Source organism: Paractinoplanes atraurantiacus, from assembly GCF_900215205.1.
GTDB lineage: Bacteria > Actinomycetota > Actinomycetes > Mycobacteriales > Micromonosporaceae > Actinoplanes > Actinoplanes atraurantiacus.
This window is the reverse complement of record NZ_OBDY01000064.1, coordinates 1-9,837: the sequence shown is the minus strand read 5'-3', so window position 1 is coordinate 9,837 and position 9,837 is coordinate 1. Positions and strand designations below refer to the sequence as shown.

Below are 9,837 nucleotides of genomic sequence, written 5' to 3'. Positions count from 1 at the left end.
TGATAGACCCGGACCAGGCCACATCCGTCTCGTCCGGGCCGGCCCCGGACCAGCCCAGCCCGTCGATCAACTGCCGCAGCACTTCCTCGTAACCATGCTCACGCCACAACCACATCGCCAGGGTGAAATACACCGTCAACCGGGCCGGCAACGACCGTTTCCGCAGCTCACGAGCCTTCGCCTGGTCGATGACCGCATCCACCAACTCCGGCGGGAACGTCTTAGTCAACACCCCGATAGCCACCCGGTCAGGCAACCTGTCCCGCGCCGCCTTGACCACCCTCGTCGCCCCAGCCACGACCAGAGATCATAGACAACATTGGACTAAAGAAGCGCCATTGGACTTAAACGGCGTCATGCGTTGAAGCTGTGCCGATTGCATGGCTGTTCACGGGTGTGCGGCGAGTTGGGTTTGCACGATTCGTTCGAGCGGATACCGCCGCTGATCTGGGATGACGACATCGAGTGGATGCGGCGGCCTAGTCTGGGCCGCTCGGCTGACCAGGCGGTGGCTGCCGGGCACTCGGACGGCGTGCCGCCGGCGGGGCTCGACGGCCGTGCGGAGAAGCCGGCCGCGGCCGGAGTAGCAGCGCGGGCCGAGCCGGTGGTGAAGGCTGAAGCGGTAGCACCGGCGGAGCCGACGGGCCAAGCCGAACCGACGCGCCGGCCCAAGTCTGCGGACCAAGCCGAACCGACGGGCCAGACCAAGCCGATGGGCCGAGGGCTTGACCATGCTGAGCTGGCGGGCCGAGCCGGCGGGCCGAGCCGAGATGACTGTGCAGGTCGAGAAGGCCGTGCGGGCCGAGCCGGCTGGTCGAGCGGAGGTCGGCGCGCCGGGCGAATCCGTCAGTCGGTGTGGATCTGTGGGTCTGCCGTGGATCTCGGCCGTGGGTGATTTTGGCGTCGTTCTGAATCGAACGTTTCGGCCCGGCCCGGGCGGACAGCGCACATGTAGCGTCACGCGCGCGGGCCGCGTAATTGCGTCGTCGGGGACGCCGGAATCGCGAGTTTGGTGGTGTCACCACCGCCCGAGGCGAGCCGCAAATGATTCATCCCACGGTGCCATTCGAGACTAATCGCTGGGAGCGCGAGAAGAGCAGGTCCGGCAACGAAGAATGTGGCGGCGAATGAAAGGGTAATTCGGCAGGGCCCCCGCCAATCCATGAACGCACTCACATCGGCAAAGGTGTGCACTTGGTGGGTCGACCTGACGTTTGTGACGCAAACCCCGCTGACCGCTCGAGGTCGAGGAGGCCGGGGCCCGGCGAAGGCGCCGCGCGAGCCAAGGCCCTCACGATCATGGTGACGACTGTCCTGTGTCCCATCGCTGTTCGTCACCGATGCGGCCAGCGCCTTCAGCTACGGCTTCGAAGCTTCGGGAATAGAACGCATGTCCGTCCGCGTGGAACGTCGTGTTGATTCGGCTTCGCGACCTTTTCCTCGTAGAACGGGTTGTCCCAGATCAGGCCGCGGACCTCGACGCCACTGCCGGTCGCCTCGCGGAGGACGTCGAGCGATGTCTCCGGCGAGTTCGCGGTCATAGGGGAATGCGGTCTCGATCGTTCTGCCGAGCTCGCCGTCGATGAGGAACTTGGCTCGCGATGGCTGCGCGTGGGGGAAGATCTGCCGCCAGCTCTTGGTCATGGCTAGCTTGCCGCAAGTTCCGGGTCAACCGGCTCGTCGTCACCGGCCGCCTGTCTTTGCCTCGACTGTGGCGGCCGGTGACGGCGAGGGATCAGAAGGCGCCGCGGACCGTGCCGCCGTCGACACGAATCGTCGCGCCGCTGATGTATTCGGCGTAGGGGCCGCACAGGTAGGCGACGGCGCCGGCGATCTCGTCGGGGCGGCCGTAGCGGACCCGGTCGTTGGGGACGATCTCGCGGACCGAGTTGTACTCGATCTCGTCCCACGTGTCGCCCCAGCCGCGCTCGGGCGACAGCTTGGTCAGGAACTCCTGGACCGCCGGGACGAGGATGGCCCCGGGGGCCACGACGTTCGAGGTCACCTTGGTGCCGGCCAGGTCGCGGGCGAGCGAGACGGCCAGGTTGTGCCGGGCCGCCAGGGACGCGTTGTAGTGCGGGTGGTTGTCGAACGGCTGCATGCTGAGGCCGCCGCCGATGGTGACGACCCGGCCGTACTCCTTGTCGCGCATGGCCGGAACGAGGCGCTGGATCATCCGTACGCCGGAAACGACGTTGATGTTGTAGGTGTGCAGCCAGATGTCGGCGGTCGCCTCGGCCCAGGGCAGGTGCTCGTAGGCCCCGGCGTTGTTGACCAGGATGTCGATGTCACCGGCGGCCGCGGCCACCTGGTCGGCGCCCGCGTCGGTGCCCAGGTCACCCAGGGCGATGGTGGCCTTTCCGCCGTTCTTGACGATCGAGTCGGCGACCTCGTGCGCCCGGTCGCCGCTGCGGCCGTGGATGACGACCTCGGCGCCTTCGGCCGCGAGCAGGCGGGCGGTGGCCTCGCCCAGGCCGGAGGTCGAGCCGGTGATCAGGGCGCGGTGCCCGGTGAGCTGCAGATCCATGGAATCTCTCCTCGATGACGTTTGTCTACACACGTAGACTACGGCGGTTAAGTTGCCACCTGTAGACTTACTCGTTATGACGCGCAGCACACGTCCTCGCAACGCGGCCGCCACCCGGCAGGCCATCCTCGACTCGGCGATCGTGGCCTTCACCCGCCACGGCTACGACGGCGTGGGGGTGCGGGACATAGCGGCCGAGGCCGGCGTGACCGCGATGCTGGTCAACCGTTACTTCGGCTCCAAAGAGGGCCTGTTCACCGAGGTCGTCGACCTCGTCTTCGCCCGGCCCACGATGGTCCCCGGCGACACCGGCGACCTGGCCGGCGACACGGCCCGCGCTCTCGTGGCGCGCACGGCGGCCGACGCCGAGCATCTCGGGCCGTTCGAGCTGTTGCTCAAGTCGGCCGCCAACCCCAAGGCGGCGGAGATCATGCGGGCGGCGATCGGGCGGCACGTGGGCGCCCGCTTCGAGGCGGCGCTGGACGGGCCGGAGGCGGGGGAACGGGCCGAGCTCGGTCTCGCCCTGCTGGCCGGCGCGTGGCTCATGCGCCGGATCATCGGCACTCCCGGGCTGCGGGAGGCCGACCCCGAGCTGCTGGCGGCGCGGGTCGCCCGGATGCTGGCGGTGATCGTTGATCCCTCATAGGTTCACGATCTCCGACGCCGGCCGCTTCTGACCCCGGGCCGGGCACGGGCCTACGCACTTGTGCCCGCGGCCACATGGCCGCGGGCACAGGGTGTGGAGGGATCAGAGGTGGCGCTGGATCTGGGTGAGGTCGGCCGCCGAGAGACGGTCGGAGCTCGTGTTGCGCTGGTGCCAGAACGGGTAGCGCAGCGGCTCGCCGCTGACGTCGTCGAGGGCCTTGACCTCGTCGGCGGTCAGCTTCAGGTCGGCCGCGGCCAGGTTGTCGCGCAGCTGGGCCGGCGTGCGGGAGCCGACGATCAGCGAGGTCACGCCCGGCTTCTGCGAGATGTACGCGAGGGCGACCTGCGCCGCCGACACGTTGTGCGACTCGCCGATCTTCACGGCCAGCTCGATCGTGTCGTACAACTTGTCCTCGTCGTTGACCGGCGGCTCGTTCCACTCGGTGAGGTGACGGCTGCCGGCCGGGGCGTCGACGCCGCGGCGGTACTTGCCGGAGAGCAGGCCGCCGGCCAGCGGGCTCCAGACCAGGATGCCGAGGCCCTGGTCGACGACGGCCGGGACGATCTCGGCCTCGATGTCGCGGTTCTGCAGCGAGTAGTAGACCTGGGTGCTGGCGAAACGCTCCAGGTGCCGGGCGTCGGAGATGGCCAGGGCCTTCATCATCTGCCAGGCCGCGTAGTTCGAGCAGCCGATGTAGCGGACCTTGCCGCTGCGCACCAGGTCGTCCAGCGCGGTCAGGGTCTCCTCGAGCGGGGTGTGCCCGTCCCACTCGTGCACCTGGTAGAGGTCGATGTAGTCGGTGTTGAGCCGCCGCAGGCTGGCCTCGGCCGCCCGCACGATGTGGTGGCGGGACAGGCCCGCGTCGTTCGGCCCGTCGCCCATCGGCATGCGCGCCTTGGTCGCGATGAGCACCTGGTCGCGGTCGGAGCCGAGCGCCTCGCCGAGGATCTCCTCGGACAGGCCCGCCGAGTAGACGTCGGCGGTGTCGATGAGGTTGACACCCGCGTCCCGGGCGATCGCGATCTGCTCACGAGCGCCGGACACGTCGATCTGGCCGACCGGGGTGGCCCAACCGGTGCCGCCGAAGCCCATCGTGCCCAGGGTGAAGGTGGAAACCCGGAGGCCGGTGCGGCCGAGCTGCCGGTACTGCATTGTCATACCTCTTTCCGGTTCGGTGTAGCCCTGACCAGCCTTCCCCTCCGCGGGCGGCCTGTCCACCGGAACGCTCAGCGTGCACGACCCGGCTACCAGGGGTATACCAAGTGATGGAGGTCGGTCGATATGTCATCACTGCTGCTGCCAGTCGCGCTCACCGCCGCACTCACGCTCGCCCCCGGCGCGCCGGGCGTTGACGAGCAATACCTTCCCGCGGACAAATCAGGCTTCCTGACGTCGCGGACGGCGGCGAGCCGGGTCTGGGCGACCGTGCAGAAGGAGGGCGGCCTCGGCGAGATCTTCTATCCGACGATCGGCGGCCCGAGCGCCCGGGCGCTGTCGTTCGTCGTCACGGACGGCCACCGGATCTCGGCGCCCTCCCGGGTGACCACTTCGCAGAGCGACCCGGACAGCCTGAGCTTCCGGCAGACCCTCTCCGGCCGGACGTGGCGGCTCGTCGCCTCCTACACCGTGGATCCGCAGCGTTCGACAGTCCTCGTCCGGACCGACTTCTCTGGCACGGGGCAGCTTTACGCGATTTACGACCCCGCGCTCGGCAACTCCCGCGGCGGCGACACCGGGTCGACATCGGGCCGCGCGCTGACCGCCACCGACGGCGGAATCTCCAGCGCTCTCGCGGCGGAACCGCCTTTCCAGGCGACGTCGAACGGTTTCGCCGGTGTCAGCGACGGACCCACCGATCTGCGCGACGGCCGCATGGACTGGCATTACACGACGGCCGCGGCCGGCAATCTCGTGCAGACCGCCGCCATCGGCCACCGGCACACCACCATCGCTCTCGGCTTCGCCGATTCGCCCTCCGGCGCCCTTTCGGCCGCGTCGCAATCCCTGGGTCGCGGTTTCACGTCGGTCGCGCGTTCTTATGCGTACGGATGGAAGCAGTACCTGAAAGGCCTGAAGCCCCCACCGCGCGGTCTGAGTGGCCACGAGCGGACCCTTTACCGCACCTCGGCGATGGTGCTGGCGGCCAGCGAGGACAAGGCGAATCCGGGCGCTTACGTGGCCGCACCGGCCGCACCGTGGGCTTTCGGCACCGACGATCCCTCGGGCCCCTATCACCTGGTGTGGTCGCGTGACCTCTATCAGATCGCGGTGGCGCTGATCGCCGCCGGCGACAAGGCCGGGGCCAACCGCGCCCTCGACTTCCTCTTCGACGTGCAGCAGAAACCGGACGGCTCGTTCCCGCAGAACTCGCAGGTCGACGGCACACCGGTGTGGGGTGGCCTGCAACTCGACGAGGTGGCGCTGCCGCTGGTGCTGGCCTATCGGCTCGGCCGTACGGACGCGGAAACGTGGACCCATGTGAAGCGCGCGGCCGATTTCCTGCTGTCCTATGAGCAGGCGCCGGCGACGCCGCAGGAACGCTGGGAGAACCAGTCCGGCTACTCCCCCAACACCATCGCCACCGAGATCGCCGGCCTGGTCTGCGCCGCGTCCCTGGCCCGGGCGAACGGCGACGCCACTTCCGCCGAGCGTTACCTGGCCACCGCCGACGAGTGGCGCGCCCGGGTCAAGTCGTGGACGGTGACGTCCACCGGCCCGTACTCACCGAAGCCGTATTTCCTGCGCCTGACAAAGGACGGAAACCCGAACGCTGGAACGACCTACAACATCGGTGACAGCGGCCCTTCAAACGTGGACCAGCGCCGCGTGGTCGACCCGTCATTCCTGGAGCTGGTACGCCTGGGCGCGCTTCCGGCCGACGACCCCGACATCCGCAACACCCTGCGCGTGGTGGACGCCCAGTTGGGCGTACCAACTCGGAATGGTTTCTTCTGGCACCGCGCGTCCTTCGACGGCTTCGGCGAAAAGCAGGACGGCTCGCAATGGGAGTACAACCTCCCCGACGACTCCCTGCTGACTCACGGCCGCGCTTGGCCGTTGCTGAGCGGCGAACGAGGCGACTACGAATTGGCCGCCGGCGACCCGCGCACCGCCCGATCCCGCCTGGCCACGATGGCCCGGGCCACCGGCCCCGGAAACATGCTCCCGGAACAGGTCTGGGACCAGAACCCGCCACCGGGCCGCATCCCCGGCACCCCGACCTACTCGGCCACTCCGCTGGTGTGGTCCCACGCCCAATACATCCGCCTGGCCCAAAACCTGGCCGCCGGCCGAGTCCTCGACACCCCAGACGTGGTCGCCGACCGCTACCTGTCCAATTCATCGCCTGTTTCGTGAGCGCGGGACTCCACGATCTGCTTGAGGCGGGTCAAGTCGGCCTGGACCAAGGCGGTGTCTCGGGCGAAATCCTCGTCGGAAGTGCCGGGGGCCCGGCGCACCGAGAAGACGATTTCGGAGCCTTCGCCGTACGGGACCACGCGCAGCGGGTTCAGGAAAGTCTGGCCGTCGGGGAACGTGGCCCAGTGGTCCAGGACGCCGAAGTCGTTACGTGGGGCGAAGACGACCCTGATGCGGCCGGTGTCGGTGAGGACGAACCAGTCGCCGTCGGTCTGTTCGACGCCCTTGCCCAGGCCGGGAGCCCAGTCGGGGAGGTGGGCCGGGTTCGAGGCGTACTCGTAGACCTCGGCGGCGGGGCGGTCGATTCGTTCGGCGAGGTGGGCGGTGTCCGATGCCATGGGCCTCAGCTTGCCAGGCGGAACGTCTCGGCGTGGCGCTGGCGGGCCGGGACGCCGAGTTGGCGCAGGCTGCGCAGCACGGCGGTGGTCATCGCGGACGGGCCGCAGACGAAGACGTCGCGCTGGGCGATGTCGGGCACCAGGCCGAGCAGGTTGCCGGCGCTGAAAGGCTGGTTCCCCTCGCCCGTACGGCCGGTGAGCAGATGCAGGCGGGCCTGGCGCATGCGGGCCAGGTTCTGCAACTCCGGGAGCAGCACCGCGTCGGCCGGGGTGCGCGCACGGTAGAGGACGACGATGTCACCGGTCAGGGTCTCGTCCTCCAGCAGCGAGCGGATCGGGGTGATGCCGATGCCGCCGGCGATGAGGAGCGCGTTCTCCCGGACGCGGCGTGTCGTGGTGAACGCGCCGTACGGGCCCTCGGCGAACACCCTCGTGCCGAGCGGCAGGTGGCGCAGGCCGGCGCTGGTGACGCCGATGCCCTTCGCGGTCAGGCGCAGAGAGCGACCGTCCGGTGCGGCGGAGAGTGAGAACGGGTTCACCTGCCACCACCGGTTGTGACCGGGGAACCGCCACAGGAAGAACTGGCCGGGGCGGGCCCGCAACCCTTCGAGGTCACGGCCGGTGACGTGCACGGAGACGACGTCGGGCGACTCGGAGATCACGGCGGCGACCCGCAACTGGTGCCGCAGGTTGCGAACCAGGGGGACGACGACCCGCCCGGTGATCAGGGCGCCGATCGCGAAGGCCCACAAGCCCCACCAGTAGAGCTGGGTGAATCCGTTCGTCTTGAACGCGCTCCCTTCGTACACCTGATGGATCAGCGCCAGCACGACGATCACATAAACCAGCAGGTGAACGGCGTGCCAGGCCTCGTAGGACAGGGTGCGGCGAGCCAAGCGTACGGAAGAAACCGCAATTATCCCCACCAAGCCGGCGGCGATCATGCCCAGCAGGACCGGCATTTGTTCGGCCAGGTTGGGGATCTCGGCGAGGAACGAGATGTGGTCGAGGCGCGAATATCCGAGCAGCACGAACGTCGGATGCAGCACCACGAGCCAGAAGATCGTAAATCCGGTCCACCGGTGCCAGGTGGTGAGCCGGTCCATCCCGATCCGCCGGTCGAGGAACGGCAGCCGCGCGATGAGCAGCAGTTGAAGGGCCATGACGAAAGCGAGATGCAGCCCGAGGAAACGCCCGATCGAGGTCAGCGTGTTGTGCGCCGGCGTCGCCGGATTGAGGAACATCAGCTCGACGATCGCGAGGTTCAGGATCAAAAACGTCCAAAGCAGGACGTACGCGGTGAGCACCGATCCGAATCGTCGGCTCAGCGCGCGCTCAGTGTCGGCACTCATCGCTCACAGGTAGCGGTGAATGGGTGGTGTGCGCAATCACCCGAACGAAAGGTGGCGCGCTCCGGCAATACTTGCCGGACGCCCGGGCACCCGGGACCGGAAGGAGTTTCAATGACCGTGTCAAGCCGCCTTCGCCGTGATCGGCGGTGAGGAATGGAACTCGCGGCCGTCGCGCAGCAGTGCCCAGATGACGTCGATCAGGCGGCGGGCCAGGGCGATCAGGGCCTGGGTGTGGAGTTTCCCCTCGGCGCGTTTGCGCTGGTAGAAGACGCGCGATGGGCCGTCGGGTTTGATCGCGGACAACGCGGCGAGGTAGAACACCCGGCGCAGGCCACGGTGGTACCGCTTGGGTCGGTGCAGGTTGCCGCGCACGCGTCCGGAATCACGCGGGACCGGAGCCAGGCCGGCGTAGGCGGCCAGCCGGGCCGAACTACCGAACGCGGCCAGCAAGTCCCCGCCGGTGTCGGCCAGCAACTGGGCACCCAGGATCGGCCCGAACCCGTGGACGCTGGTGATCCGCGCCGCGTGGGGATGCTCGCCGAAGGTGCCGGTGATCTGCTTGTCCAGGTCCTTGATCTCGCGGTCCAAATCGAGCAGCTGGGCGGCGAGCCGCGCGATCAGCGGCGCCACTGCGGCCTCGGCAGGCAGCGCGACGGTCTGCGCAGCCGCCGCGGCGAGGGCTTTGTCGACCATCGCCGGGATGCCTTTGGGCCACGCGCCGCCGGTGCGCAGATGCTCAGCAACCCGGCCGGCGCTGGCCACGCGCAAACCATCGGGAGTCTGGAAGCCGGTCAGCAGCACCAGCGCCGAGCGGGTGGAGTAGTCGAATGCCGCCTCCAAGGCCGGGAAGATCGAGGCGAGCAGCTCCCGCAACCGATTGACCCCACGCACCCAGTCACCCATCAGGTCCTCGCGGCGGGCAGTCAGTACCCGCAACTCGGTGATCAGCACATCCGGCTCGGTGATCGGCGTCAGATCGTGGCGCAGCCTGGCTGTTTCGGCGATGGTGAACGCGTCTTTGGCGTCGCTCTTGGCTTCACCGGCGAAAGCGCCGGCCATTCGGTTAACCAGCCGGCCGGGCACGTACACGAGTTCCGCGCCGGCATGGCGCAGTACCGCCAGCAGCAGCCCGGCGCTACCCGACGTCATGTCCACGGCCCAGCGCACACGTCCAGCGGCCTTGCCCGCGCGGGCGATCAACGCCTCGATCTCGGCCTGCCCGTTGACCAGCCGCTTGCTGAACACCACCTTGCCGGTCTCGTCGACCGCGCACGCGTGGTGATGCGCCTTGCCGACATCGATCCCGACCCAGATCCACTCCCGGACCTTCACCAGCTTGAACCTCCCCTGCTAACCACAGCTCAACCCCGTCGATGGCACTGCCAGCAGCTCCATAAACAGCGACGTACGCAGATCTCAATCAGCAGCCAGGCCATCGGCAACGGCAGGGCGGCCACTCCTTCGGAACCACCCAACGGCAGAGAGACATCAGCCACACCCCGCCGTTCCCGGGCATCCGGAGCATCAACCCCAGACGATCAACAACCTTATGGAGAG

The 9,837-nt window shown here is 68.5% G+C and carries 8 protein-coding genes; 2 read left to right on the top strand and 6 right to left on the bottom strand.

Annotated features, from left to right (window positions below; all coding sequences use genetic code 11):
* Together CRP55_RS51245 and CRP55_RS51235 are read right to left on the bottom strand one after the other, a co-directional pair.
* The coding region (locus CRP55_RS51245) for a transposase domain-containing protein (RefSeq protein WP_179855727.1) at positions 1–298 on the bottom strand (298 nt) is incomplete at its 3' end.
* Positions 299–1,735: 1,437 nt separating this feature from the next.
* Positions 1,736–2,527, bottom strand: coding sequence for an SDR family NAD(P)-dependent oxidoreductase (locus CRP55_RS51235; protein WP_097329398.1), 792 nt, complete (start codon positions 2,525–2,527; stop codon positions 1,736–1,738).
* Positions 2,528–2,603: 76 nt separating this feature from the next.
* Between CRP55_RS51235 and CRP55_RS51230 the strand changes: the two genes are divergently transcribed.
* On the top strand, positions 2,604–3,173 hold the full coding sequence (locus tag CRP55_RS51230) for a TetR/AcrR family transcriptional regulator (RefSeq protein WP_097329397.1): 570 nt from the start codon (positions 2,604–2,606) through the stop codon (positions 3,171–3,173).
* A 102-nt stretch (positions 3,174–3,275) separates the two neighbouring features.
* On the opposite strand, the gene CRP55_RS51225 is transcribed toward CRP55_RS51230, so the two are convergent.
* A complete protein-coding gene (locus tag CRP55_RS51225) occupies positions 3,276–4,325 on the bottom strand; it encodes an aldo/keto reductase (RefSeq protein ID WP_097329396.1) in 1,050 nt (349 codons plus the stop codon).
* A 129-nt stretch (positions 4,326–4,454) separates the two neighbouring features.
* Here CRP55_RS51225 and CRP55_RS51220 point away from each other — a divergent pair, with 129 nt between their 5' ends.
* Entirely contained in the window at positions 4,455–6,530 is a 2,076-nt protein-coding gene (locus CRP55_RS51220) for a glycoside hydrolase family 15 protein (protein WP_097329395.1), read from the top strand.
* Here the strand turns inward: CRP55_RS51220 and CRP55_RS51215 are convergent.
* The 3 genes from CRP55_RS51215 to CRP55_RS51205 form a co-directional block, all read right to left on the bottom strand.
* Positions 6,500–6,928 (bottom strand): SRPBCC family protein, encoded by a 429-nt coding sequence (locus CRP55_RS51215; RefSeq protein ID WP_097329394.1) that lies wholly within the window; start codon positions 6,926–6,928, stop codon positions 6,500–6,502. The two genes, CRP55_RS51220 and CRP55_RS51215, sit on opposite strands and share 31 nt — an antisense overlap.
* A 5-nt stretch (positions 6,929–6,933) precedes the next feature.
* Positions 6,934–8,280 carry a ferredoxin reductase family protein gene (locus tag CRP55_RS51210; protein WP_097329393.1) on the bottom strand — a complete coding sequence of 449 codons (1,347 nt, stop codon included), beginning with the start codon at positions 8,278–8,280 and terminating at the stop codon, positions 6,934–6,936.
* A gap of 120 nt (positions 8,281–8,400) precedes the next feature.
* Positions 8,401–9,612 (bottom strand): IS110 family RNA-guided transposase, encoded by a 1,212-nt coding sequence (locus CRP55_RS51205; protein WP_097321559.1) that lies wholly within the window; start codon positions 9,610–9,612, stop codon positions 8,401–8,403.
* Between the last annotated feature and the right edge of the window lie 225 nt (positions 9,613–9,837).